This is a genomic window from Pseudomonas sp. PDM04 (assembly GCF_014851765.1).
GTDB lineage: Bacteria > Pseudomonadota > Gammaproteobacteria > Pseudomonadales > Pseudomonadaceae > Aquipseudomonas.
This window is the reverse complement of sequence record NZ_JACVAI010000006.1, coordinates 250,783-276,157: the sequence shown is the minus strand read 5'-3', so window position 1 is coordinate 276,157 and position 25,375 is coordinate 250,783. Positions and strand designations below refer to the sequence as shown.

General features: G+C 60.5%; 19 protein-coding genes and 1 pseudogene. 15 read left to right on the top strand and 5 right to left on the bottom strand.

Annotation, left to right across the window (positions count from 1 at the left end):
- Positions 1-24: 24 nt before the first annotated feature.
- The 11 genes from IB249_RS23285 (at position 25) to IB249_RS23235 (ending at position 13,518) form a co-directional block, all read left to right on the top strand.
- Positions 25-1,593 carry an ABC transporter substrate-binding protein gene (locus IB249_RS23285; protein ID WP_192308087.1) on the top strand — a complete coding sequence of 523 codons (1,569 nt, stop codon included), beginning with the start codon at positions 25-27 and terminating at the stop codon, positions 1,591-1,593.
- A gap of 11 nt (positions 1,594-1,604) precedes the next feature.
- Positions 1,605-2,546 carry an ABC transporter permease gene (locus tag IB249_RS23280; RefSeq protein WP_192308086.1) on the top strand — a complete coding sequence of 314 codons (942 nt, stop codon included), beginning with the start codon at positions 1,605-1,607 and terminating at the stop codon, positions 2,544-2,546.
- Positions 2,543-3,412, top strand: a complete 870-nt coding sequence (locus IB249_RS23275; protein ID WP_192308085.1) for an ABC transporter permease — start codon at positions 2,543-2,545, stop codon at positions 3,410-3,412. Before IB249_RS23280 ends, IB249_RS23275 begins: the two co-directional genes overlap by 4 nt.
- Before the next feature lie 2 nt (positions 3,413-3,414).
- Positions 3,415-5,046 carry an ABC transporter ATP-binding protein gene (locus IB249_RS23270; RefSeq protein WP_192308084.1) on the top strand — a complete coding sequence of 544 codons (1,632 nt, stop codon included), beginning with the start codon at positions 3,415-3,417 and terminating at the stop codon, positions 5,044-5,046.
- 130 nt (positions 5,047-5,176) lie between these two features.
- Positions 5,177-6,457 (top strand): OprD family porin, encoded by a 1,281-nt coding sequence (locus IB249_RS23265; RefSeq protein ID WP_192308083.1) that lies wholly within the window; start codon positions 5,177-5,179, stop codon positions 6,455-6,457.
- Positions 6,458-6,524: 67 nt separating this feature from the next.
- A complete protein-coding gene (locus IB249_RS23260; protein ID WP_192308082.1) occupies positions 6,525-8,039 on the top strand; it encodes a serine hydrolase domain-containing protein in 1,515 nt (504 codons plus the stop codon).
- Positions 8,036-9,361 carry an aminotransferase class III-fold pyridoxal phosphate-dependent enzyme gene (locus IB249_RS23255; RefSeq protein ID WP_192308081.1) on the top strand — a complete coding sequence of 442 codons (1,326 nt, stop codon included), beginning with the start codon at positions 8,036-8,038 and terminating at the stop codon, positions 9,359-9,361. Before IB249_RS23260 ends, IB249_RS23255 begins: the two co-directional genes overlap by 4 nt.
- A 14-nt stretch (positions 9,362-9,375) precedes the next feature.
- The gene (locus IB249_RS23250; RefSeq protein WP_192308080.1) at positions 9,376-10,794 is read left to right on the top strand and encodes an aldehyde dehydrogenase family protein; all 1,419 of its coding nucleotides are present in this window, start codon (positions 9,376-9,378) and stop codon (positions 10,792-10,794) included.
- A gap of 125 nt (positions 10,795-10,919) precedes the next feature.
- Complete coding sequence (gcvA, locus tag IB249_RS23245) at positions 10,920-11,825, top strand: transcriptional regulator GcvA (RefSeq protein ID WP_192308311.1); 906 nt, start codon at positions 10,920-10,922, stop codon at positions 11,823-11,825.
- A gap of 74 nt (positions 11,826-11,899) precedes the next feature.
- Positions 11,900-12,727, top strand: a complete 828-nt coding sequence (locus tag IB249_RS23240; protein WP_192308079.1) for a DMT family transporter — start codon at positions 11,900-11,902, stop codon at positions 12,725-12,727.
- A gap of 29 nt (positions 12,728-12,756) precedes the next feature.
- A complete protein-coding gene (locus IB249_RS23235) occupies positions 12,757-13,518 on the top strand; it encodes an SDR family oxidoreductase (protein WP_192308078.1) in 762 nt (253 codons plus the stop codon).
- A gap of 36 nt (positions 13,519-13,554) precedes the next feature.
- On the opposite strand, the gene IB249_RS23230 is transcribed toward IB249_RS23235, so the two are convergent.
- Positions 13,555-14,523: an AraC family transcriptional regulator gene (locus IB249_RS23230; protein WP_192308077.1), complete on the bottom strand. Its 969-nt coding sequence runs from the start codon at positions 14,521-14,523 to the stop codon at positions 13,555-13,557.
- A 102-nt stretch (positions 14,524-14,625) separates the two neighbouring features.
- Here IB249_RS23230 and IB249_RS23225 point away from each other — a divergent pair, with 102 nt between their 5' ends.
- The 3 genes from IB249_RS23225 to IB249_RS23215 are packed head-to-tail and all read left to right on the top strand — an operon-like array spanning position 14,626 to position 18,929.
- Complete coding sequence (locus IB249_RS23225) at positions 14,626-15,870, top strand: MFS transporter (protein WP_192308076.1); 1,245 nt, start codon at positions 14,626-14,628, stop codon at positions 15,868-15,870.
- Positions 15,871-15,918: 48 nt separating this feature from the next.
- Positions 15,919-17,268, top strand: coding sequence for an MFS transporter (locus IB249_RS23220; protein WP_192308075.1), 1,350 nt, complete (start codon positions 15,919-15,921; stop codon positions 17,266-17,268).
- Positions 17,265-18,929: a N,N-dimethylformamidase beta subunit family domain-containing protein gene (locus IB249_RS23215; protein ID WP_192308074.1), complete on the top strand. Its 1,665-nt coding sequence runs from the start codon at positions 17,265-17,267 to the stop codon at positions 18,927-18,929. Before IB249_RS23220 ends, IB249_RS23215 begins: the two co-directional genes overlap by 4 nt.
- 105 nt (positions 18,930-19,034) lie before the next feature.
- On the opposite strand, the gene IB249_RS23210 is transcribed toward IB249_RS23215, so the two are convergent.
- The 4 genes and pseudogenes from IB249_RS23210 to IB249_RS23195 form a co-directional block, all read right to left on the bottom strand.
- Positions 19,035-19,391, bottom strand: a complete 357-nt coding sequence (locus IB249_RS23210) for a type II toxin-antitoxin system RelE/ParE family toxin (protein WP_192308073.1) — start codon at positions 19,389-19,391, stop codon at positions 19,035-19,037.
- 2 nt (positions 19,392-19,393) lie between these two features.
- On the bottom strand, positions 19,394-19,684 hold the full coding sequence (locus IB249_RS23205; protein WP_192308072.1) for a type II toxin-antitoxin system ParD family antitoxin: 291 nt from the start codon (positions 19,682-19,684) through the stop codon (positions 19,394-19,396).
- Between the two features lie 2,531 nt (positions 19,685-22,215).
- A pseudogene (locus IB249_RS23200) lies at positions 22,216-22,326 on the bottom strand (transposase domain-containing protein); the annotation flags it as partial.
- A gap of 297 nt (positions 22,327-22,623) precedes the next feature.
- Entirely contained in the window at positions 22,624-23,538 is a 915-nt protein-coding gene (locus IB249_RS23195; RefSeq protein WP_225607157.1) for a LysR family transcriptional regulator, read from the bottom strand.
- A gap of 270 nt (positions 23,539-23,808) precedes the next feature.
- Here IB249_RS23195 and IB249_RS23190 point away from each other — a divergent pair, with 270 nt between their 5' ends.
- Complete coding sequence (locus IB249_RS23190) at positions 23,809-24,831, top strand: zinc-dependent alcohol dehydrogenase family protein (RefSeq protein ID WP_192308071.1); 1,023 nt, start codon at positions 23,809-23,811, stop codon at positions 24,829-24,831.
- Positions 24,832-25,375: the final 544 nt, after the last annotated feature.

Sequence of the window (25,375 nt, the reverse complement as noted above, 5' to 3'; positions counted from 1 at the left end):
ATTTCTTCAAGGAGTCTTTCTCCCGTGAACAGTTACGTAAAGACGGCACTGGCCGTCGCGATGTCGGCGTGCACCTTTTCCATGGCCATCGCGCAAGACAAGGTCATCAGCGTTGGTCTCAATGGCGATATCCGCAGCACCGACCCGGGCGTCAACCGTGACGACAATACCGATGCGGTGATGATGCATATCGTCGAAGGGCTGGTGGCGTATCGCGAAGACACCAGCATCGCGCCGATGCTGGCCAGTGCAGTCGCTGTCTCGCCGGATGGCCTGCGCTACACCTTCAGCCTGCGAGACGGCGTGCACTTCCAGAATGGCCAGCTGTTGACGGCCAAGGAGGTGCAATGGACCTGGCAGCGCTACCTGGACCCCAAGACTCAGTGGAGGTGTCTGGCGGAGTTCGACGGTCGTGGCGCCGCCAGGATTGTCGACGTCGCCACCCCTGACCCGAAAACCGTGGTGTTCACCCTGGACCAGGCCAACGGCTTGTTCCTCGCCGCGATGGCTCGCCCTGATTGTGCCGGCAGCGGCATCCTGCACCCGGACTCCGTGGCCGCCGATGGCAGTTGGCGTGCACCGATTGGCACGGGGCCGTTCACCCTGGGCAAATGGCAGAAGGGCCAGTACGTCGAGCTGGATCGCTTCAAGGCATACACCCCGCGCGCCGAGGCCGAGGCGGACGGGTACACCGGTAACAAGCAGGCGTTTGTCGACAAGGTACGTTTCGAGGTGATCCCCGATTCGGCCTCGGCCAAGGCCGCGCTGCTCTCGGGTGGCGTCGACCTGCTGCCGGACGTGACGGCGATGGACGCCGCACAACTCAAGCAGGTCAAGAATCTGCAGATCCAGGTCAGCCCGATCATGACCATCAGTGGCTTGCTGTTCCAGACCCGTGACCCGTTACTCAAGGACGTGCGCATCCGTCGCGCAGTGGCGCTATCCCTGGATTACGCACAGATGGTGGCGGCCCTGTCCGATGGCTTGTCGGTGGTCAACAACTCGGTCATTCCCACCGCCAGCCCGTACTACGACGACATCGCGCATCAGGGTTACACCTACAACCTCGACGAGGCCCGGCGCCTGTTGAAAGAGGCCGGTTACGGCGGCGAAAAAATCCGCATGCTGGTCAACAAGCGCTACCCGCAGATGTTCGACATGGGTTTGCTCAGCCAGGCCATGACTCAGGCGGCGGGACTGAACATCGAAATGGAAACCCTGGAGTGGGGCACGCAGCTGGAACGCTACCAGACCGGCAGCTACCAGATGATGTCGTTCTCTTATTCGGGGCGTTTCGATGCGGCGCAGAGCTACGAATCAGTGATCGGCGATAAACGCAAAGAGCCACGCAAGGTCTGGGACAACCCCGAAGCCCTGGCGATATTGCGCGAGGTCCAGCGTGAGGTTGACCCCGCCAAGCGCCGGCCGCTGTTCGACAAGCTGCACACCTTGATGCTCCAGGATGTACCGATGGTAGTCATCTACAACGGTACCGCCATCGGCGCCATGGGTAAACGCATTGAAGGCTATCGCTCCTGGCCCGTTGCCAAACCGCGCCTATGGGGCGTGAAGCTGGCCGACATTTCCAAGTAAGGCGTACCGTTATGTTTCGATTCATAGTGCACAGGCTCGGCATGGCGGTGCCGACCCTGCTATTGATCTCGGTGATTGTATTTGCCTTGATTCGCCTGATCCCCGGTGACCCGGCGTTGCTGATGCTGGGTGACATGGCCGACCCGCAAAGCCTTGCCGACATGCGCAGCAGTCTGGGGTTGGACCACTCGGTGCTGACCCAGTACCTGATCTGGATCAAGTCGGTCCTCAGTGGCGATCTCGGGATGTCCATCAGCAGCCGTCAGCCGGTATTGGCGTTGTTGATCGAACGCTTCAGCGTCAGCGCCACCGTAGTGCTTGTCGCGGTGTTACTGGCAACCCTGCTCGCGGTGCCGGTGGGTTTGCTCGCGGCCTGGAAGCAGAACAGTGCGTTGGACCTGGGCCTGGTGGCCACGGCGACGTTGCTGCTGTCGGTGCCGAGTTTCTGGCTGGGCTTGTTGTTGCTCTACGTATTTGGCATTCAGCTCGGCTGGTTGCCGGTGATCGGTTACGTCGGCTTTGCCAGCGACCCGATGAAAGCGGTGACCTATGTGGCGCTGCCGATCATCACCCTGACCCTGGTGGAGTTCGGCGCCATAGCGCGGATGGCGCGGGCCAGCACCATCGAAGTGCTGCGCCTGGAGTACATCGCCCATGCACGGGCCAAGGGATTGTCGGAGGGGGCGGTGCTGTGGAAACACGCGCTGCGCAACGCCTTTGCTCCCACCTGGACCTTGATTGGCCTGATTCTCGGCAATTTGCTCGGTGGCATTGCGGTGCTGGAAACCGTGTTCACCTTGCCCGGTATTGGCCGTTTGATGGTCGATGCGATCTTTTCCCGTGACTACCCGGTGCTACAGGGTTGCCTGCTGCTGGTCACCTGCATCTACGTGTTGGTCAACCTGTTGGTGGATCTGTTGTATCCGCTGTTCGATCCAAGGGTGAAGCTATGAACCTCAAGACTACTGCCGTGCCGATAGGGCTGGATACCCAGCCTCGACGTGCCTGGCGTTACCCGCCGTTGAATGCGTTGATCGGCGGCAGCTTGCTTGCGGCACTGGTATTGCTGGCGTTGCTCGGCGTGGTGTGGACACCTTATGACCCGCTCAAGCTCGACCTGTTGTCGCGCCTGCAAGCGCCAAATGCTCTGCACTGGCTGGGCACCGACGAATTCGGCCGTGACGTGTTCAGTCGATTGATCATTGGTGCACGCACCAGCCTGTGGATCAGCCTGCTCTCGGTGAGCGTGGCGGTTATCTGCGGCACGGTAATCGGTATGCTCGCCGGTTACCTGCGCGGCTGGACCGACCGCGTGCTGATGATGCTCAACGATGCTCTGCTGGCGTTTCCGGGCATTCTCATGGCCCTGGGCATCATGGCAATCGTCGGTGCCAGCCAGTACGGCATCGTGCTTGCCCTGGGCATTGCCTATACCCCGTCCGTCGTACGGGTGGTGCGCGGCAGTGTGCTGTCGTTGCGTGAGCTGGAGTTCATCGAAGCGTCTCGGGTGATCGGCAACTCTGAGCTGTACACCATGTTTCGCCATATCACCCCCAACTGTCTGGCGCCGCTGTGTGTGCTGGGCACCAGCATGTTCGGCTGGGCGCTGCTCTCGGAGAGTGCACTGAGCTTCCTTGGCCTGGGCGTTCCGCCGCCAGCTGCGACCTGGGGCAGCATGCTCTCGGCGAGCCGCACCTACATCTCGTCGGCGCCGTGGCTGGGGATCTTCCCGGGTATTTTTATCAGCCTGACGTTGCTGGCCATCAATCTGTTCGGCGATGCCTTGCGTGATCGTCTCGACCCGCGCATGAGGAAATGAACATGAGCGTTCCAGTGCCATTACTGGCTGTTGAAAATCTACAGATTCGCGTCGGTGCGGACGGTCCGCTGGCCGTCGATGATTTCAGCTTCACCATGGCCCCTGGCGAGATCGTCGCGCTGGTTGGCGAATCGGGCAGCGGCAAGACCATGGCCGCACGCGCTGCCATTGGCTTGCTGCCGGCACCGATGCAGGTGTGTGGTGGACGCATCACCTTCCAGGGTGAACCGCTGGACAGCAGCAATGCCAAGGCGATGCGTGAAGTGCGCGGTGCGCGGATCGGCATGGTGTTCCAGGAACCAATGGTCTCGCTCAACCCTGCGCTGACCATTGGCCGGCAGATGAGCGAAGCGCTCGCACTGCATACCACGCTGGATGCGGCGACGATTCGCGAGCGCTGCAGCGCCATGCTGCAACGCATCGGTATCAAGGATGCCGAGAAATGCCTGGGGTCCTACCCGCATCAGTTCTCCGGCGGCATGCGCCAACGCATCATGCTGGCCTCGGTGATGTTGCTGCGCCCGGCGCTGCTGATCGCTGACGAGCCAACCACGGCGCTCGATTGCCTGGCACAACTGGACGTGATCGAGTTGATGCTGGAGCTGACGCGCGAGCAGGGTACGGCGATCTTGTTCATCAGCCACGACCTGTCGCTGGTGGCGCGTTATGCCCACAAGGTGGTGGTGATGCGTGCAGGCAAGGCGGTGGAGCAGGGCCGTATCGAAGACATTCTGTTCGCACCGAAGGCCGACTACACCCGGCAGTTGCTTGAAGCGCTGCCACGGCGCGGCGAGCTGGTGCCATTGCCGGCCGCCGACAACGCCTTGTTGCAGGTCCGGGAGGTGTGCATCGAACACCCGGGGCCGCGCAGTTTCTGGGGGCGCAGCGTACCCAAGCGCGTCGTGCATTCGGTGAACCTGAGCATCGCACCGGGCGAGACCCTGGCCTTGGTCGGTGGCAGCGGTTCGGGCAAAACCACCCTTGGGCGTGCAGTGGTCGGACTGGTCACGCCCTGTGCCGGGGCCATCCTGTTCCAGGGCGTGGATATCCTCAAGGCCGCCAACCGCGCGCACCGCCTGCAATGCCAGATGATTTTCCAGGACCCGTACTCTTCCCTCGATCCGCGCATGACCGTCGGCCAGATCATTGCCGAGCCACTACGCCATGAGCCGGGGTTGACGGCCGCACAAAAACGCCAGCGGGTCACCGAGACCCTGGCTGACGTCGGCTTGTCCGAGCAGTTCCGTGAGCGCTTTGCCCATCAACTCTCCGGGGGCCAGCGCCAGCGCGTGGCGATTGCCCGGGCACTGGTCAGGCGGCCCAAGCTGGTGATTGCCGACGAGCCGATTTCGGCGTTGGACATGACCATTCAAAAGCAGATTCTCGAGTTGTTCGAGCGTTTGCAAGGCCAGTACGGCTTCGCCTGCCTGTTCATCTCCCACGACCTGTCGGCCGTGGAGCGCATCGCTCATCGCGTGGCGGTGATGAACCAGGGCGAAGTGGTTGAAATGGGACCGCGCGACACGATTTTCGACGCCCCGCAGCATCCCTATACCCGCCGGCTGCTCGCAGCGGCCAGCCCCTTGGAGAAACGCGCGGATGGCAGTTACCGCCTCCGTGCCAGTGTGATCTAGGTACTGCTGCACCCCCAGGCCATGTCTTGCAATCCAGACCTTCGTCAATCGGTGATCGGCGAAGCGGGCGAAGCCATGGCCGAAGAAAACAAAAACAACCCCACTCAACCTGTCTGCCAGGAACCTACACATGAGTAACCGCATCAACAACGTTTTCACCCGTGCCAGCGTCATGGGCGTCGGATTCATGCCCTTGTTTGCCCAGGCTGACTTTGTCGCCGACAGCAAAGCCTCGCTTGAATTGAAGAACTATTACTTCAACCGCGACTACCGCGAGTCCAGCGGACAGAACAAGCGCGCCGAGTGGGCGCAGGGGTTCATTCTCAATCTCCAATCGGGCTTTACCGACGGCACGCTGGGTTTTGGTCTGGACGCGGTCGGCATGCTGGGCCTGAAGCTCGACTCGAGCCCGGACAACTCTGGCACCGGGCTGCTGGCGCGCTCGAGCGTGGCCGAGCCAGGCTCTCCCAGCTATGCACGCCGTGCCCATGACAATTACTCCAAACTCGGCATCACCGGTAAGGCGCGCATGGGCCAAAGCGAGCTGCGTGTGGGCTACATGGTGCCGGACCTGCCCACCCTGCAACCAAACCTCAGTCGTCTGTTCCCGCAGAGTTTCAGTGGCACAGCGCTCACCTCCAGGGACATCGACAAACTGACCCTGACCTTGGGTCAACTGGACCAGGTCAAGCAGCGTGACTCGACCCACTACGAGGACATGGGCCTTACCAGCCAGTACGGTGCCTACAAAAGCAGCGCCAAAAGTGATGAGTTCCGCTACGCCGGCGGTGAGTACAAGCTCACGCCAACCACGGTCGTCACCTATCAGTACGCGCAACTGGAAAGCCTCTACCAACAGCACTACCTGGGTTTGAAAAACAGCTTCAAGTGGGGCCCCGGTACGTTCAAGACCGACATCCGTTACTTCAACGCCAGTGAAGACGCTGCGGCCCTGGCCGGCAAAGTGGATAACCGTGCGTTGAGTACCCGTATCGGCTACAGCCTTTATGGTCACAACCTCAGCGGCGGTTACCAGGAACAGTACGGCTCGACGCCGTTCACCTACGTGGACGGCACCAACACCTACCTGTTCACCGAGTACCAACTGGCCAACTTCTCCCAGACCGGCGAGCGCGTGTGGCATGCCCGCTACGACTATGACTTCGCCTCGCTGGGCCTGCCGGGCCTACTGTTCTCGACTCGTTACGCCAAGGGCGACAACGCCGAGGTCATCGGATTCAAGGGCGAAGGGCGCGAGTGGGAGCGTGATTTCAGCCTCGGCTACGTGGTGCAAAGCGGCACGTTCAAGGATGTGTCTCTGCGTTGGCAGAACGCCAGCGCCACCAGCAACTTCACCCGTGACACCAACGAAAACCGAGTGATCCTGGGTTACACCGTGGCGCTCTGGTAGCAGTAACGGCGTGCAACAGGGCCAGCCTGTTGTGCGCCAAGGCAGTGCAATTGAGGGGATAGATCAGATGACGAGTTTGCCGTTGCGGCGGGCGCTGCCCAGCCAACAACGCGTATCGGCGCGTGGCGTGAGTGATTTCATTGTTGCGGTGAACGCTGCGGGCCTGGAGTTGCACAGTTTCATGCTGTACCGCGACGGTGCGGTGGTGGCCGAAGCGTTTTGGGCGCCTTATCGTGCCGAACGGTTGCATGTTCAGCACTCGGTCACCAAAAGCTGGGTGTCCATGGCCATCGGGCTGTTGGTGGATGACGGCGTGCTGTCGCTGGACGCCAAGGTGGTGGACTTTTTCACCGCAGATTGCCCGGCCGTTGTCAGCGAAAACCTGGCGGCCATGACCGTGCGCGATTTACTGACCATGCGCACCGGTCATCGTCAGGGCATTTCCGGCGGGGCCTGGCGTGGGCGCAGTGAAAGCTGGGTCAAGCTGTTCCTCGATGAACCGGTTGAAGATCCACCAGGGCAGCAGTTTATCTACAGCAGCGCCTCGAGTTTCATGCTCTCGGCGATTGTCAGCGTGGTCAGCGGTCAGACGGCCCATGAGTTGTGCAATGCCCGTATCTTCCAACCCATGGCCATGGGAGCCATCGAGTGGGACCTTGCACCTGGCGGCTTCAACACGGGCGGCAATGGCCTGAGTTGCAGCACCGAGGACTTGCTCAAGTTTGGTGTGCTGCACCTGCAACAAGGCAACTGGGAAGGGCAGCAGTTGCTTTCCCGGGAATGGGTGGCCGAAGCCACCCGCGGCCATGTCGATGACGTATGGATGGGTGCCTTCGACGGCAAGCGTTACCAGGGCCGCGACTCGAGTGACTCAGGTATCACGCGCCGCGAAGGCTACGGCTACCAATGGTGGATGACCCTGCACGGTGGCTACTACGCCTCCGGGGTATTTGGCCAGCAGTGCATCGTCTTGCCACGCCATAACGCGGTGATTGCGTTTACCGCCGGACTGCCCTTGGGCGAGCGGCGTTTGCACAACCTGCTCTGGGAGCATTTGTTGCCGGCGCTGGGTGTGCCCGCCGACGGCGCGGCGGATGCCGAGTTGGCGGCGCTGTTGGCAAACCAGCGGCGGCCGTCCCTTGCGGGGGCCTCGACCTCGCCGCGTCGTGCCGAGTTCAGCGGCACGTTTGTGGTGGAGGCCAACGAAGATCAAGTCAGCGAAATACGTTTGGTGCTTGGTACGGACCATTGCGACTTCTACCTCACCGACCCCCGCGGCACACACTGCATTCGCGCCGGGCTGGCCAACGGCATTGAAAGCCAGACCAGCATGACCGGCCACTATTTGCATCACCAATACCAGCCGGAACTCACCTCGGTGGTGGCGCAGGCGCGCTGGACCGAAGAGGGGGTGCTATGCATGACCTGGCAGTTTGTCGAGATGGCGTTTTGTGACCGTGTCAGCTGCCGCATCGAGCGCGGCATGTTGTATGTGGACCGCAGCGTCAACGTTAACGCAGGCCCGTTGCAGCGCCCGACGCTGACCGGCCATCCAAGAACAGCTTTGCAGGAGTCGCTATGAACGATATTTCCAACCCGACAGGTTCCGAGTGCGGCGCGTTCTGGGCACCGTTCACGCCAATGCGCCAGTTCCAGCAACAACCGATGATGTTCGCCAGTGCTGACGGCATGTACTACACCACCACCGATGGGCGTCGTGTACTCGATGCAATGGCGGGACTGTGGTGCGTGAATGCCGGGCATGGCCAGCCGAAAATCGTCGAGGCCATTCGCGAAGCGGCGGGGCGCCTGGACTTTGTCTCGTCATTCAAGATGAGCCACCCCCACGCTCTGGAGATGGCCGAACGCCTGATCGACATCAGCCCTGTCGGCATGGAGCAGGTGTTCTTCACCAACTCAGGTTCCGAGGCCGTCGACACCGCGTTGAAGATTGCCCGGGCGTATCACCAGGCCCGCGGTGACAGTCGCCGTACCAAGTTCATCGGGCGGGCCAAGGGCTACCACGGCATGGGTTTCGGTGGGCTGTCGGTATCCGGTATCGGTCGGCAGAAGCGTGACTTCGGTCCGTTGTTGGGCGAGGTATCGCACCTGCCGCTACCCTACGACGCGGGTATGCGTTTCAGCGCAGGGCAACCGCAGCAAGGCGAACGTTATGCCGACGCGCTGACCCAACTGTTGGACATTCAGGATCCGAGCACTGTGGCCGCAGTGATCGTGGAGCCGGTGACTGGCTCCGGCGGGGTGTACCCGCCGCCCCAGGGTTACCTGCAACGCTTGCGCGAGATCTGCACCCGGCACGGCGTGTTGCTGATTTTCGACGAAGTGATCACCGGTTTTGGCCGCGTTGGCGCCAGCTTCGCCGCCCAGGCGTTCGGCGTTACGCCAGACCTGATCACCACCGCCAAAGGCCTGACCAACGGCGCCGTGCCCATGGGCGGCGTGCTGGTCAGCGGTGCAGTGTACGAAGCGTTCATGGCCGGGCCCGCGAACGTCATCGAGCTGATGCATGGCTATACCTACTCGGCGCATCCGCTGGCGTGTGCGGCCGGCTTGGCGACCATCGAGGTGCATCGCGAACTGGGCATCAATCAACATGTCAACGCGGTCAGCGGTCCCTGGCAGACGGCCGCACTGGCGCTGCAGGGTGTGAGTCCGGTGCTGGACGTACGCACCATCGGTTTGCTCTGCGCGGTCGAACTCGAGCCGCGCCCCGGTGCCGCCGGCGCCCGTGGCAGTGAAGTTGCGCAATGGTGCTTTGAGCACGGCGTTCTGGTGCGCGGTTCGGGCGACACCATCGTGATTTCACCGCCGTTGGTGATCAGCCAGCAGGAGATCGCCCAGGTGTTCGACACCTTGGCGGGCGCCTTGAATCAGGTTGTCTGAAGGGAGTCGTGGGTATGTACGATTTGTTTGAGTTCTACATTGACGGTGCCTGGGTCAAACCTCACGGCGAAACCGTCGAGACAGTGGTAAATCCGTCTACCGAACAGGGGGTTGCGCGCATCATCCTGGGCGATGCTCGCGATGTAGACCGTGCGCTCTGCGCGGCCAGGCAGGCTTTTGCGTCGTTCGCCGCCAGTTCGCTCGAGGCACGTATCGACTTGCTGCAGCGCATCATCGAAGCCTACAAACGCCACAGCGAGGCATTGGCCGAGGCGGTTCATCTGGAGATGGGGGCGCCGCTGTCTCTGGCCCGAAGCGCTCATGTCCCGGCAGGCCTGGGCCATCTGGCGCAGGCGCTGGAGGTGCTGCGCGAGTATCGCTTCGAACGACGCCTGGGCCAGACGCTGGTGTTGCGTGAGCCCATCGGCGTGTGCGCCCTGATCACTCCGTGGAACTGGCCACTCAATCAACTCACCTGCAAGCTCGCACCCGCGTTGTCGGTGGGCTGCACCGTCGTACTCAAGCCAAGTGAGTGCGCGCCGTTGTCGGCGTATATCGTCGCGCAAATTCTGCATGAGGCCGAGGTGCCGAAGGGGGTGTTCAACCTGGTCAACGGTAATGGGCCTGGGGTTGGCGCGGCACTGGCCAGCCATGCCGAGGTGGACATGGTGTCGTTTACCGGTTCGACCCGCGCTGGCATCGCAGTGGCCAAGGCGGCGGCCGATACAGTCAAGCGTGTGTCCCAGGAACTGGGTGGCAAATCGGCGAATATCCTGCTCGACGATGCCGACCTGCCTGGCGCGGTGCGCCACGGGGTACTGGCGTGCATCCGTAACAGCGGCCAGTCGTGCAATGCGCCCACGCGCCTGCTGGTACCGCGTGTGCAACAACAGGCGGTGATTGATATCGCCCGGGAAGTGCTGGCGCAGGTGTGCTTCGACGACAGTAACCCGAGCTCCGCCATCGGTCCCGTGGCGAATGCCCTGCAATTCGAACGGGTACAGGCCATGATCGCCCAGGCCATTGCCGAAGGGTCCCGACTGATTGCCGGAGGCCTGGGGCGACCACAAGGGATCGAGCGGGGCTACTACGTGCAACCTACGGTATTTGCCGACGTGACCCCGGACATGCTGGTGGCACGGGAAGAAATCTTCGGCCCGGTCCTTGCGATCATGCCGTACGACAGCGAAGCCGAGGCGATAGCCATCGCGAACGACAGCCCTTACGGCTTGTCAGGCTACGTCACCTCGACAAGCCTCGAACGCAGCTGCAGGGTCGCGCGGCAACTGCGCACCGGCATGGTCCATCTCAATGGTGCCCGCGCCGACCAGGCTGCACCGTTTGGCGGCTATAAGCAGTCGGGTAATGGGCGTGAGTGGGGAGAGTCGGGGTTTGAAGAATACCTGGAGAGCAAGTCGCTGTTCGGGTATTAACGGCTCCAGAAGTTTCAATTCAGGCACTGCCCCGTCAGGGCATCGACATTTACGGTGAGTTAAGCTGCTGCATGAGCTAGCGTTCATGCATGCACTTTTCCGATAACTCGCTGGATACCGTCCCTATGAGAGACCTCCCGCCCACCGCGACCTTGCGCGCTTTTGAAGTTGCGACCCGCCATCCGACGTTTACAGCCGCGGCACAGGAGCTGCATGTTACTCAAAGCGCGGTCAGTCACCAGCTCAAGCATCTTGAGGCGCTTTGGGGCGTGCAGTTGTTCGAGCGTGGCAAGGCGTTGCGCCTTACGGCAGCGGGGGCAACGCTGGCGCCTATCGTGCGGGAGTTTTTCATCAGCCTGGAGGCGACCTTGGGTGACCTGCGCGAGCAAAAGGGCAGGGTTCGACTCAGCGTCAGCACCACCTATTCCTTCGCGCTCAAATGGCTGCTGCCACGCTTGCCGCGTCTTTCTCGCCAGCACCCCGAGCTGCTGGTCTCGCTGGACACTACGGATAAAATCATCCACTTCTCTCAAGGCCAGGCTGATGTTGCGATCAGGCTCGGCAAGGGCAATTACCCAGGTCTGCATTCGGAGTTCTTGTTTGGGGAACAGGTATTTCCGGTGGCCAGCCCCGAACTGCTGCGGCGCGTCGGGACGCCGCAGAGCCCCGCAGAATTGTTGCATTTCCCGCTGTTGACGCGCGATGGTGCCGAAATGGTGCCAAAGTGGGAAGTGTGGTTTCAGGCCGTTGGGCTGGCCTATTTGCCGCTCAAGGAAAGCGTCAGATTTGGCGATACCAACATGACGGTGGAGGCAGCCTTGCTCGGCCAGGGCGTTGCTCTGGTGCGCAGCGGTCATGTCGAGAACGAAATCAGCGATGGCCGTTTGGTGCGCCTGTTTGATGTGCCGCTTCCATCGCCATTGGCTTACTACTTCGTCTGCCCCAAGGGCATCGAATCGCAACCGCACATCGCCAGTTTTCGCCAATGGTTAGCCGGTGAGGCGCTGAAAGTGCAACGCATAGAACAGTGAGCCATGAGTATCCGCTCATGCTGCGATGAGGAGACTTCGCTTTAGTCCCGGCGCCGGCTTGCCTAAAGTGACGCATGCCTATTCATCTTATCTTCCTCGTGCTTTTTGCCGCGCTCCTGCATGCCAGCTGGAACGCGCTGCTGCGCAGCGGTGCCGACCGGCTGTGGTCCATGACGGTGATGTGCATTGCCATCGCCATCACCAGTGTCGTTGCCGCAGCCTTCATGGCGCCCCCAGCGATTGAAAGCTGGGGCTACGCGGTGCTTTCGGCACTGCTGCATGTGGGCTACAACCTGTTTCTGGTGCGCAGTTACCGCGTCGGCGACCTGGGGCAGGTCTATCCGATTTCACGCGGATCGTCGCCGGTGCTGATCACCTTGGGTGCCGCCGTGTTTGCCGGAGAACACATCACGCCTGGCGAGTTACTGGGTATCGCGCTGGTGTCAGGTGGGATTATTTCGCTGGCCTTCAGAGGGCGCAGTCTGTCGATTCCCAGCCTGCCCTATGCGCTGGGGACAGGCGGCTTTATCGCCGCCTACAGCGTGGTCGACGGCATCGGTGCCAGGCTCTCCGGCGCGCCGCTTGCCTACACGGTCTGGATGTGCGGCCTGTGGGGCGTGCTGATGCCGCTGGTCTACATCGGCCTGCGTGACGCCCGCAGCTTGTTCTGCGTCCGGCCCGGAACAGTGACCGCGTTGGTCGGCGGGCTGGTCTCTTTGCTCGCCTATGGAATGGTCATCTACGCCATGAACGAAGCGCCTTTGGGCGCGGTATCCGCATTGCGCGAAACCAGCGTGCTGTTTGCGGCGTTGATCGGCTATGTGTTCCTCGGCGAGACGCTCACCGCACGCCGAATACTGGCGTGCGTGGTGATCGCCAGCGGCACCCTCATCATCGGCTGATACAGCCAACGGCTAAGGAGTTTTGTTCAATGGTCAACGTCTCGCAGGCACCGCTGATTCTGATCACGGGTGGAAGTCGTGGAGTGGGGGCAGCAACCGCGCGGCTGGCCGCCGAAAGAGGTTATGACGTCGCTATCAGCTACGTTGCCAACGAGTCCGCAGCGCTGGCCGTGGTGGCCGACGTGCAAGCATTGGGCCGCAGGGCGTTAGCGATGCGGGCCGACAGTGCGGACCCGCAACAGGTGGCCGATCTGTTCGCTGCGATCGACCGTTCGTTCGGACGCATCGACGTACTGGTCAATAACGCCGCAATGCTGGCGCCTCAGTCTCGCCTGGAAGCGCTCGGCTACGAGCGGATGCAGCGCATCTTTGCGGTCAATGCCCTTGGGCCAATGCTCTGCGCCCAACAGGCGGTGAAGCGCATGGCTTACCGTCACAACGGCCCGGGCGGTGTGGTGATCAACGTCTCATCAGCCTCGGCGCGCCTCGGCAGCCCCAATGAGTATGTCGACTATGCGGCGTCGAAGGGCGCGTTGGAGACTTTCACCATTGGGTTTGCCAAGGAGGTGGCTCGGGAAGGGATACGCGTCAACTGTATTCGCCCCGGACATATCTATACCGACATGCATGCCAGTGGCGGAGAGCCAGGGCGGGTCGATCGCGTCAAGGATTCGATCCCCATGGGGCGCGGCGGCCAGCCTGAGGAAGTGGCACAAGCGATTCTATGGCTGGCGAGCGCGGAGGCATCCTTCGTTACCGGTACATTCCTCGACGTCACGGGCGGTAAATGAGCCAGAGGCACGGATCATCGACTGCTGCGCTCGGTTTCAAGACACAACGGGCTGCCTCACCTTGCGACTCAATCCCGGTGTCTGGCCCGTAATGCGCTTGAATGCACGACTGAATGCGGCCTGGGATGTATAGCCCAAGCGCTGTGCCACCTCTTCAATCGGCAGCCTTTCGAGGGTCAGCCACTGGCTTGCAAGCCGCATTCGCAGTTCGGTGACGTAGCGCAGCGGGGTCATGCCAATCGTCACCTGGAAGCGCTCCGCGAACACCGAGCGCGAGGTATTGCAGTGCTCTGCCAGCTGCGCAACAGTCCAGTCGCGGCCCGGTTGTTGATGGAGCGCAAGCAGTGCACCGGCCAAGCGTGGATCGCGCAAGGCGGCGACCAGCCCGGAAGCGTTGCCGCAGGCGCACTCCACCCAGCCGCGAACGACCATGGCGGCCACCACGTCGGCCAACCGCGCGAGGATACCGGCGAAACCCACTCGGGCGGCGCTGACTTCGCGCTCCATGGTGGTCAGGATCGGCACCAGCCCGGGGTAACGCTGGCCGCCGGCATCAATCAGCATCAGGCCCGGCATCAGCCGGCCAAGGCCATGGATACTGCCCAGTTCGAACTCCATGCATCCACTGAACAAAATAGTGCTCGGCGTGGCGCTGGCATCGGTTCCGGTATCCACCGCGCTGACGGTGTCACCTAAAGGCGCGCCGTCCAGTCGGTCGATGTCTTGAACGGGCGCCTCCGGATCAGAAAACAGTTGATGGGCCGCGCCGTGAGAGATGAACACGGCGTTGCCGGCAGACAGCGCGTAGGTGCTGCCGTCCTGCATTTTCAGCACCGCATGACCGACCGCCATGAAGTGGAACCAGGCATGCCCGGGTTTTTCCGCGAAGCCCAAGCCGAAGGTTGGACCCGCCTGGATACGCCGGTATTCGACGCCACGCAGGCGCATGCCGCGCAACAGCTCGTTGATGAGGTCCGAGGAGAGAGCAAACTGATCATCAGGCATCGTTCAGGTGTTTTGATCAAAAAGTAGAGATTTTCGATCATAGATCATCCAGCTTCCGGCGCCTAGACTTCGGCTCGCCATGAAGATTGGGAGATCCGTGCAATGACTGATTGTGTATGTAACGCCGTGTCCGACCGCCATCCCGGCGTCGGCGCGGACGTAGAACCTGCGACGCCCGCGTGGATGGCCGTCTTCTCGTTGGCAATGGGGGTGTTCGGATTACTGACCGCTGAATACCTTCCGGCCAGCTTGTTGACGCTGATGTCTGCCGACCTGGGCGTGTCCGAAGCGCTGGCTGGCCAGGCGGTAACGGTGACCGCAGTGGTCGCGCTGTTCGCTGGCTTGTTGGTGCCAGGCCTGACCCGTGGCATCGACCGACGTTGGGTGTTGTTGGGTTTTTCCACGTTGATGGTCGCCTCCAATCTGTTGGTCGCCGTTTCCTCCAGCTTCGCGGTGCTGTTGTTGATGCGCATCTTGCTGGGCATTGCCCTTGGCGGGTTCTGGAGCATGGCGGCGGCGGTGGCGATGCGCTTGGTGCCGAGTGCTCTGTTGCCCCGGGCGCTGTCGATCATTTTCAGCGGCATTGCCATCGGCACGGTGGTGGCAGTGCCGCTGGGCAGCTATCTGGGCGGATTGTATGGCTGGCGCAGCGCGTTCTTCGCAGCGGCGGCGGTCGGCATGGTGACCCTGGCTTTCCAGTCGTTCACTCTGCCGCGCCTGGCGCCGCGTCGGCCGGCACGTCTGCGCACCGTTCTCGAGGTGTTGCAGCGTCCGGGCATCGCCATGGGGATGTTCGGTTGTGTGCTGGTGCACAGCGGCCACTTCGCGATGTTCACCTATGTTCGACCGTTCCTCGAAGGCACGACCGGCATCGGCCCGCAAGGGCTGTCACTGATGCTGCTGGGCTTTGGTGTGGCGAACTTCGTCGGCACGCTGTTGGCCGGCAGGCTGCTGGAGCGCCACCCGCTGGCCACGCTGGTGCTGATGCCCGCGCTGGTCGGCGTTGCGGCACTGGCGTTGGTGCTGTTGCCGGCCTCGGTGCCGGGGCAGGCGGTACTGCTGGCGGTCTGGGGCTTGGCCTTTGGTGGTGTGCCGGTGGCGTGGTCCAACTGGGTCGCCAGCGCGGTACCTGATCAGGCGGAAAGCGCCGGAGGCATGGTAGTGGCCTCTGTGCAGTCAGCCATTGCCACCGGCGCCGCCGCTGGCGGTGCGATGTTCAGCCTCGGTGGCAGCGCAGGCGTATTCATAGCCGCGGCGGTGCTGATGCTGCTCGCCGCGTTGCTGATTGCGTTGCGTGTCCGCGTCCCTTCTGCCCATGGCGTTCGCCAGCCCGCGTTGCACCTTTGATCCGGTTTGTCACAGCGCCTCGATCCGTCCGTAATCAGGAGATACCCCATGAACAATACGACGTCTCACCAAGGACGCCTCAAATCGTTGCGCGCAGCAAGTATCGGCAATGCGCTTGAATGGTTTGACTGGACCCTGTACGCAACCTTTTCGGTGTACCTGGCAAGCAACCTGTTCGACAAGACCGATGCGCGCTCGGCGATGCTCGCGACGCTTGCCGTGTTTGCGGTTGGCTTTGTCGCACGCCCTGTGGGCGGCTGGTTGTTTGGCCGACTGAGCGACCGACTGGGGCGCCGGACCATCATGGTGCTCACCATGCTGCTGCTTGCGCTCAGCAGTCTGGGCATTGCGCTTATCCCTGATTACCAGAGCATCGGCCTGTATGCCTCGGTCGCGCTGCTGTTTTTCCGCCTGATGCAGGGGCTCGCCCATGGTGGCGAGACAGGGGTTTCCTACACCTATGTCGCCGAGATAGCCCCAAGCGAGCACCGTGGCTTATGGTCCAGTTCCGTGTACGTGGGGGTGACGCTGGGAGTGATGGCGGCAACGGCCGTGGCGGCACTGCTGACCTGGCTGCTGGGCGCGCAGGCCATGGGCGACTACGGCTGGAGGATCGGCTTCGCCATGGGTGGAGTGCTCGGTATTTACGCGCTGTTTTTGCGCCGCGGTGCCCAGGAATCTCATGTGTTCGTGGAACAGCAGGGGCAAGCGCGGCCGCCGCGCAAGCTGTCGACGGGGGAGATGCTGCGAGTGGCGCGTAACATCGTCATGCTTGCAGCGGCCGCCAATGTCACTTACTACGCCTGGGTCACGTTCGGCGCTTCGACGGCGATTGCCCAGGGCATGGACGCCACGGGTGCCTATGTGGCGAGTCTTCTCGCGCAGATCCTCTGCGTGTGCTGGTTGCCGGTCTGCGGAATGTTGTCCGATCGGGTAGGGCGCCGGCCCATGGTCATCGCCTGGGGCCTGGGTGTGATCCTGCTGACCTATCCCATTTCGATCATGGTAACCACTGAGCCCTACACGCTGTTTCTGGCCCAGATGCTGGGGCTCGGCGCCTGGTCGTTGATCGCGGCGATTTTCCCCGCTGTGCTCTCCGAGCAGGTGCCGACTCAGGCACGGGCACAGGGCGTCGGATTGGTCTCGTCGGTTTCAGTGGCGATCTTTGGCGGCACCGCCCCTTATCTGCACAACTATCTCAGCGGCGCCGACCTTGCCTATCTGTACGTCAGCTATGTCATCGGGTTGGGCGTAGTCACTGTCCTGGCAGGGTTTCTTATCGACGAAACGGCGGGCATCGACCTTGCGCACATCGAGGCGCCGGGCGCTCGAGTCAGCGGAAATGCATTGACGGGTCGAGCCACAGAATCAGCCGATCAAAGGAGTACGAGTCAATGAATTCCACAGACCTGAAAAAACCTGCTGCGCGAGGCGAACGACCGGGCGCCAACGTGACCGTCAGCCAGACTTCGGGGCCACGTCAGGGCGCTCGCGAGACCTGGGTCGAAGTCCCTTCCGAGTCTGGCCCGGCGGCCGCCTGGTGCTACTCGGACCGTCGTGCCTATAGCCCGGGTGATTCGGTTTGCCTGTACCTGTCGTCAAACCGCCCGCAAGTGAAACTCAGGATCTATCGTGATGGCGCCATCGCCCGCACGCTGCATACCACCGACAGCCTTGACGCGCGATTCCACCCCATACCCGAACGTGCCTATGAGCAGGGCTGCCAATGGCCCGTTTTCATGCAATGGTCAATCCCGGCGGATGCCGAGCCGGGTGGCTACATAGTGGAAGTGCGGGACGGCGACAACAGCGTCCTCGGGCATCATCTGTTCATCGTCAAGGCGCTGCGCAAGAGTACCGATGCCTTGGTGCTCGTCGCAGCCACCTCGACTTGGGCCGCTTATAACGACTGGGGCGGTGCCAATCATTACTTTGGCATTCACCCCGACACGCCGCGTGGCCGCTCGCCGTTGCTGTCGGCGCAGCGCCCCTGGGCGCGAGGGCAGGTGTGGCTGCCGGAGGGCGCACCCCGTTGCGTCAACGCGACGCGGCCCCGCAAGCCAGGGCCGGCGCGCTATGAGTTCATCGAATGGGCCAGCCTTAACGGCTACGCCAAGTACTACGCGCTGGCGGGGTGGGCCTCTTACGAGAGACCTTTTGTGGTTTGGGCCGAGCAGCAAGGTTATACGGTGCATATCCTGACCCAGGACGATTTGCATCACGACCGGCACGCACTCGAGGGCTACGCCTGCGCCGTCTTCACCGGGCACGACGAGTACTGGACGCGGGAAATGCGCGACCATGTCGACGCTTTTGTCGAGGAGGGCGGCAAGGTCGCGCGCTTCGCCGGCAACTTCATGTGGCAGATTCGTCTGGAGGATGAGGGGCGGCGGCAGGTGGCCTACAAGTACGATGCCGGTGCGCTCGATCCTGTGGCGGCTACCGAGCCTCATCGGCTAACGGGAGCCTGGGAAGACCCGAGGGTGAATCACCCAGGGGCAAGGACGTTCGGGGTGAATGCTCTGCGCGGGATCTATGCCAGCTTTGGGGGAATGGCTCCGCGTGGCCCTCGCGGGTATACCGTCTTCAGGCCTGAGCACTGGGCGTTCATGGGGACGGGCCTGGGTTACGCGGACATGTTCGCAGACGAAGCCAACATCTTCGGCTATGAGGTGGACGGCCTGGAATACACGTTCGTCGACGGCCTCCCGGAACCGCTCGGCACCGACGGTGCGCCCTGCGGATTGCAAATCCTCGCAATGGGCTTTGCAACCAATGCCGAGCACGGCCGCGCCGAGGATGCCTATTCGTTCATGCTCGGCGATGGCGATGCCCGGTTCCGTGCTTCCATCCTGGCGCCCGACCTTAGCGACGCCAGCATCGATTCGCATAGCCGCGGGGCTGGCATGGTGGTGCACTTCCACAAAGGTCGAGGTGAGGTCTTTACCGCCGCCACGTGCGAATGGGTACATGGGCTGATGCAGGCAGACATTTACACCGTGATGATCACAAAAAATGTGCTTGAGCGTTTCTTGCGCAATACGCAGGAGGATCGCTGATTTTATGGAGCTTGATTCGCGGCGGCGGGGCTCAGGTTGAGATCTTGAGGGGGCGCCTTACCTTCGCTGTTCATGGCCGGTTAAACCGTTGGGCCAGGTTGCTGATCAGTCGTTCGGCAAGTGCAACTGCACTTCCATGGCGTCATGAAGGAGTCTGACGACCTCGATCACGTCGTCGTTTGCCACACGATAGAACACGATATGGCGTGGATTTTTCACCGTTCCATGGGTTTGTTTGGCCTGCTGGCGTGAATAGGAAAGGTGATAGCTGCGAAGGCCCGGTGCAAGCTCATCGCGGTCGTGGCTGCCAATGCGATGAGGTGCGTCGGCAAGCGCTTGCAGCGCCGCGAGGATCAGCGCCTGGTAGCGCTGGCGTGTTTGATCACCGAACTGCGTCTGGGAGAGCCGGAGGATGTCGACAATGTCGGCGCGCGCCGCATTGGAAATCCGATATTGCGACATGCTCAGTGTTTCTCTCTCGCGGGGAGGGTTGCCTCCAGGCTCAAGCCCTCGAGGTAGTGCTCCATATCCCCTTCGTTCACCTGAGTAAAGCGCCCATGCTCAAGATCCATGATGCCGATCGAGGTCGCCTGACGCAGTGCCTCAATTTTGGCGTTGTCTTCGGCGATGCGCTGCTCCAATAAACGCAAACCTTCCCGCATCACTTCGCTCGCATTCTGATAACGGCCGGACTGCACCAAGTCATGGATAACCTGATCCTGGTGAGGGGTGAGCACAACGTTTCGCGTCGCCATAACTAGCTCCAGTTCCATGCAAAACAGGTACTTTTGATTGTTGGCATATTATGCCATCTTCGCTAAGTAAAATAGTTTGGGGCCGACATCCGGCGATCAGGTGATGGCTGATTCGGCGCCATTCAGCAAGAGAGTGGTTCATCCTTGATCCTTGGACAGAGAGCAGCAGCTGCTGATATGGCAGGGTAATGGTCCGCCCCTGGTGGCGGCAATCTACCCAGCGAGTGTATCTGCTGATGTGCCAAAGGCCCGAGGTGTCTATTTTTTTAAGCCCTCGCGCTCAGGGTATGACGCAAACTTTCATCTATGCTCTGCGCATCCCCATGGAAGGATGCTTGCCGCAATGTGCAAAGTCCCTAGTGTCTACGTTCCGTTGTGTTTCATCCTTCTGTCCGGGTGCGCTGCAGTTCCGACTCAGGATGACTGGTTGAAGAAAAATGCTCGTTACGAGATCAAGAACGGCTATTTCGAGACCGCCCATATGGATTACTTATTTCGTAACGAACGAAAAACGGCAGGTAGGAGAGCACCTCCAAACCTCGGTTTAGCATTGGCAGGAGGAGGGACCAAAGCTTCCAGTTTTGCGATGGGAGTGCTTCAAGGCATGCACAGCACTGGGCTAATGAAGAAAGTCGATATCCTGTCAACTGTCTCTGGAGGAGGTTACGCAGGCTACTGGTACTACTCGCGATTGGTTCTGGATACAGGGGACGAATTCAGAGCCCCCGGGAAATTCGATCCTGCGCGGTTGAACCCATTTTTCGCGGATTGCTTGCCTTCTCGATACGTCAAAATGCTTGAGGGACAGCCTCTGAACCTTGAGCGATGCCCCCCTGAAAACTTCACTAATTATGAACACAAGGTTCCTTTCACTGCGCCAGGCGCGAAGGATCTCAATGATCCTTATCGATACCAGAACTACATACGGGCCTATCAGGATCTCTTCAGTACCGGGCGCAATATGTTTGGTGCTCGCTCATTCAATTACGACACCACTGACGAGGATGGCAGCATCAACAACGAGATCGTGGAAAACACGGTTCTGTTGGTAGCCTCGGCAGTTATCAGTGTCATTCCCAATATCGTCTTCGATTGGCAGTGGAATGTGTCATCAACTCAGCGTGCCTATGCCAAAGGCATAGCGCGTACTTATGGCGCGAGCCCACCGCTCTGTCAGGACGGTGGGTGTGTAAAGCCATTGCTCACGAACGGCGAGATACGTCGTGAAGGTGATATCGAGAAGGCGCGTCAACTGACGTTCAAAGACATTCGGCGAACGTACGAAGAGAAGGGCGCGCCGATGTGGATCATCAATACCACCGCAGGAGAGGATCGGTCTGTTCTCGATGTTGGTGGACAGTCCGATTTGCGCTTTACGTCCTTCGAATTCACACCGTATGGATTTGGGTCAGGCTTGTACGGTTACAAAGAAGGTGAACTTGAAGGTATCACGCCTACAGAGGCGGTTGTTTCGTCGGCGGCTTTTTTCGATGACCAGCAAAAGGGGGAGATGAGTGTTCCCTGGAGAAATTTCGCAGCAGCAGGCATGAAGGTATCGACCCTGAACTGGGGGAGTTCATACCGAAATCCGAACGTGGAGGATTTTGCCTATTTTGGTCATATGGCACTGCCGTTTCCGCTTTATTACGTTGACCGTCTGAAAGCTCCCAAGGACTCAACCTTCATACACCTATCTGATGGCGGCCAGTCTGAAAACCTTGGCGCTTATGCATTGATCCGGCGCGGCGTGCCCAACATTATTATCTCCGATCATGCAGAGGATCGCGGTGGCAACATGCATGATGTCTGCCGCCTGAAAACACAGATACGTGAGCAAGGACTTTCGCTTCGGCTGCCAGGTCTTGAAGACTTTGATGAGTTCTGTATCGAAAAGGGTGAGCCTACACACGCATACGATATTTACAATTGGCGTCACCCTGTTCTGCTTGGGTGCATTGTGGAAAGCCCGGTTGATGGTGGCGCTTGCGTCGAGCCGAGTGTGGAGGAAAAGTCGCGAGGACGATATTTCGCCAGGCTTTTCGTTATAAAGCCGGCGATAGGTAACGAGGGAGTCGTTCGCTCGTTGCGTGATATCTCAGAGTCTTGTTCCAAAGACATAGGCCTTTGCGCTAAGGCGCTGAGTGATGCTTGTACCAAACCAGTTTCGGATGTAAAGAGCCCGATGTGGGCAAACGCCGAGCCGGCCTCATGTGAAATGTATGGGTTCATACGAAAAAATGGGCCGGGCACTTCAGGCATCGCCAAAGACGATTGTCCGCACTTTCCACAATACGGCACAGTCGCGATGACCGTGGATTCCTCACCCTGGATGTATGGAGCGATGCGAGATTTAGCGGCTTATTACACGGGGCGCGTTGGGGCGCTTTTCGATGCGCAGGGTGGGGTTGATTTGAATTTGTTCAATGCAGAGCTCGCCTATCAGGCCAAAAGTCCGGTAGAGCTTGTCCGTGCAAATAAAGGATCGATGTTTTTCACGCCCAAGGCTGGCGTCAAAGGGCAGTGCAGTGGATTTAATGCGGTAGCGGTTGTTCGATCTCACTGGCCTTCTGCGTGGGCAACAGTTTCAGCACATCCTTGAAATACGCGTACGGATCATGCCCGTTCATGCGTGCGCTGCCGACGCAGCGGGCGAATGAGGTTACCGAGGTGGATGCCCATCTAACGGTGCAACCTCTGACGGGGCACCGTATCAAGATCTGCCTAGTAGCCCAATTAACGGCATTACCGTGTTATTGCCAGGGCAAGATTTACCCAGTTACCGACAGCCCACTTGGCCTTGGACTGGGGGCATCCTTTTCAAACCCTCCAAAGCATCCCCTCAGATGTGCCCTCAATGTAGCAATCCACTGGAAGTGAATGGCGCTCCATGGTTTATGGAAAGGCAGGAGTAATCAGATAAACAGCCTATCCGACGACATCTAAAGACTGTCAGGATCTCCGAAAAACATCTGAATCCGCGACCTCAACCAGCGTTCCCCCGGATCGTTGTCCTGGGAACCCCGCCATGCCATGTGCAATTCGAAGCTGCGCGTCGGCAATGGCGGGTCTTCGGCGCGCAAGCCGCCTGCGGCGGTCAAGGCTTCGGCGGTGTAATCCGGCACGGTTGCGACGATATCGGTGCCGCTCAGCAGCGTGCCCAGGCCGTTGAACTGCGGCACGGCCAGCACGACGTGCCGTTTGCGCCCGAGTTTTTCCAGTTCTTCATCGATGAAGCCGCTGAGGTCGCCGGCGAACGACACCAACGCGTGGGGGCGGGCGCAGAAGTCGTCCAGGCTCAAGGGGCCCGGAACGCTGTCGGCGCGCAACAACTTGGGCATGCTGCGGCGCAACACTTTGCGCTTGGCATTGGCTGGCAGGTCGGTGGTGTAGCTGACACCGATGGAAATCTCGCCGGAGGCCAGCAAACCCGGTATCAGGATGTAGTTGACCCGTCGAATCACCAGCACGATGCCGGGTGATTCGGCGCGCAGGCGCTTGAGCAGCATCGGCAGCAAGGCGAACTCGACGTCGTCCGACAGACCAATGCGGAACACCGTGGTGCTGGTCGCCGGATCGAAATCTGCGGCACGGCTGACGGCCGTGGAGATCGAGTCCAGGGCGGGCGAGAGCAGCGCGAAGATCTCAACCGCCCGGGCCGACGGCTCCATGCTGCGACCGGTACGCACGAACAGCGGGTCATCGAACAGCCCGCGCAGGCGCGAGAGCGCCGCGCTGATGGCCGGCTGGCCGAGGAACAGCTTCTCCGCCGCGCGGGTCACGCTGCGTTCATGCATCAGTGTTTCGAATACGATTAACAGGTTCAGGTCGACACGACGCAGGTCATTACGATTCATCTGGAGTCCTGGCAGAGTCATCAAGCTTGACGAGAGCGGCCATATGAGAACAATGGCCGGCATGAATATTACGGGGAAAGGCTGCTACTCTGCACCGAGTAATTGAGTTTTCCTACGTAGGTTTTTTCGATTTCTTACGACATTTTGACGAAGTCGCCGCTGCTGCGGAATTAATGACAGGCATGTCGACTATTAATAGCCACTGATGGTCTTGGGCCCAAAGCCCGGATAGAGTTCAGGGCATTAGAGGTTCATTTGGCGAGGTTTGCGATGTCCCGCACGATCCGTTTTCACAAGTTTGGTCCAGCCGAGGTGCTCAAATGCGAAGAGCATGCGGCCGCTCTCCCTGCACCGGGCGAAGTGCAGGTGCGCGTCGAGGCGATTGGCATCAGCTGGTACGACATTCTCTGGCGTCAGAACCTGGCGTCCTCCCATGCCCGCCTGCCTTCAGGCCTGGGCCATGAAATGTCCGGCGTGGTGACCGCCGTCGGCGAGGGCGTCGATGACCTGGCGGTGGGTGACAAGGTCGCCAGCTTCCCAGCCGAGAGCCCGAACGACTACCCGGTCTACGGCGAGCAGATTGTACTGCCCCGCACGGCCCTGACTCGTTACCCGGACGTGCTCAGCCCGATCGAGGCGTCGGTGCATTACACGCCGTTGCTGATTGCCTATTTCGCTTATGCCGACCTGGCTCGGGTCAAACCCGGGCAATTTGCCCTGGTGACCGACGCCAGCCACTGTGCCGGGCCTTCTTTCGTGCAACTGGGCAAGGCCCTGGGTGTGCGGGTGATTGCCGCCACCAAGACCGCTGAAGAGCGTGAGTACCTGTTGTCGCTGGGTGCCGAGAAAGTGATCGTCACCGAGGAAGAAGATCTGCTCATGCGGATCAACAAAATCACCGAAAACCGTGGCGTCGATGTGGTGTTCGATGGCCTGGGCGGTCCGCAGATGTCACTGCTCGGCGACGTCCTGGCACCGCGCGGCAGCCTGGTGTTGTACGGCCTGCAAGGCGGTAACCAGACGCCATTCCCGGCCTGTGCGGCGTTCCAGAAGAACATTCAGTTTTTCGTACACTGCATCGGCAACTTCACCGGCAAGCCGGAACTGGGCATTGTCCAGGACCAGGTCGCACTGCAACGGGCCTTGCGTGACATCAACCAGCTGACGGCCGATCGTGTCCTGGTGCCGCTCAAGACTCGGGTCTTCCCGTTTTCCGAGTTCGTCGAAGCCCACCGCTACATGGACGAATGCCCATGCCGCGAGCGGGTCGCCCTTCAGGTCGAGCCGGCGTAACATCCCACTGGAAAAGTCCGTGCCTGCACGGACTTTTTGTTGCCGGTACGGCGCCGGAATCTGGTGTCGATAAGGCCTGCTCAGCAACTGAGCTGGTTTTTGCCCTTGATCTGTATCTTCTAATCGTCCTTTAAGCCCTGATAATTGAATGATTACTTTCATCTCAAGGAAAGAGTCATGTCTGGGTATCGGGTTGATACTTCTCAATGCACTTCGTTAATACTTCTCCGACAAACCGTTGATCGTTGCGCAGTCCCCCAAACAGTCTGCGCGACTTCTTTCCTTATTTCCTGTGCTAAATGTCTGTGGGGCGCTGTAAGACATTTCCTAGGATATCTCCTTAAGTCTGAAGATCCCTCTATGGCGGGGCTTTCCGGCCTGTCGCCCGTTGACGAAACAGGCACGCGGTCCCTTTACAAAAAATAATGACTCAAGGCTAAAGTGCTAGCCTTTGAATGACCTCCGACACTTCATGGGTGGCAGACAATTCGTTTGCGCACTGCTTGTCGTTGTTTGTGCATGACTGAACTTACGAGCATCAGGT

Bases quoted from the DNA above. Each gene is read 5' to 3' on its own strand.
- IB249_RS23280 (WP_192308086.1), top strand. From the start codon at position 1,605: ATGTTTCGATTCATAGTGCACAGGCTCGGCATGGCGGTGCCGACCCTG.
- IB249_RS23275 (WP_192308085.1), top strand. From the start codon at position 2,543: ATGAACCTCAAGACTACTGCCGTGCCGATAGGGCTGGATACCCAGCCT.
- IB249_RS23270 (WP_192308084.1), top strand. From the start codon at position 3,415: ATGAGCGTTCCAGTGCCATTACTGGCTGTTGAAAATCTACAGATTCGC.
- IB249_RS23265 (WP_192308083.1), top strand. From the start codon at position 5,177: ATGAGTAACCGCATCAACAACGTTTTCACCCGTGCCAGCGTCATGGGC.
- IB249_RS23260 (WP_192308082.1), top strand. From the start codon at position 6,525: ATGACGAGTTTGCCGTTGCGGCGGGCGCTGCCCAGCCAACAACGCGTA.
- IB249_RS23255 (WP_192308081.1), top strand. From the start codon at position 8,036: ATGAACGATATTTCCAACCCGACAGGTTCCGAGTGCGGCGCGTTCTGG.
- IB249_RS23250 (WP_192308080.1), top strand. From the start codon at position 9,376: ATGTACGATTTGTTTGAGTTCTACATTGACGGTGCCTGGGTCAAACCT.
- gcvA (WP_192308311.1), top strand. From the start codon at position 10,920: ATGAGAGACCTCCCGCCCACCGCGACCTTGCGCGCTTTTGAAGTTGCG.
- IB249_RS23240 (WP_192308079.1), top strand. From the start codon at position 11,900: ATGCCTATTCATCTTATCTTCCTCGTGCTTTTTGCCGCGCTCCTGCAT.
- IB249_RS23235 (WP_192308078.1), top strand. From the start codon at position 12,757: ATGGTCAACGTCTCGCAGGCACCGCTGATTCTGATCACGGGTGGAAGT.
- IB249_RS23230 (WP_192308077.1), bottom strand. From the start codon at position 14,523: ATGCCTGATGATCAGTTTGCTCTCTCCTCGGACCTCATCAACGAGCTG.
- IB249_RS23225 (WP_192308076.1), top strand. From the start codon at position 14,626: ATGACTGATTGTGTATGTAACGCCGTGTCCGACCGCCATCCCGGCGTC.
- IB249_RS23220 (WP_192308075.1), top strand. From the start codon at position 15,919: ATGAACAATACGACGTCTCACCAAGGACGCCTCAAATCGTTGCGCGCA.
- IB249_RS23215 (WP_192308074.1), top strand. From the start codon at position 17,265: ATGAATTCCACAGACCTGAAAAAACCTGCTGCGCGAGGCGAACGACCG.
- IB249_RS23210 (WP_192308073.1), bottom strand. From the start codon at position 19,391: ATGTCGCAATATCGGATTTCCAATGCGGCGCGCGCCGACATTGTCGAC.
- IB249_RS23205 (WP_192308072.1), bottom strand. From the start codon at position 19,684: ATGGCGACGCGAAACGTTGTGCTCACCCCTCACCAGGATCAGGTTATC.
- IB249_RS23195 (WP_225607157.1), bottom strand. From the start codon at position 23,538: ATGAATCGTAATGACCTGCGTCGTGTCGACCTGAACCTGTTAATCGTA.
- IB249_RS23190 (WP_192308071.1), top strand. From the start codon at position 23,809: ATGTCCCGCACGATCCGTTTTCACAAGTTTGGTCCAGCCGAGGTGCTC.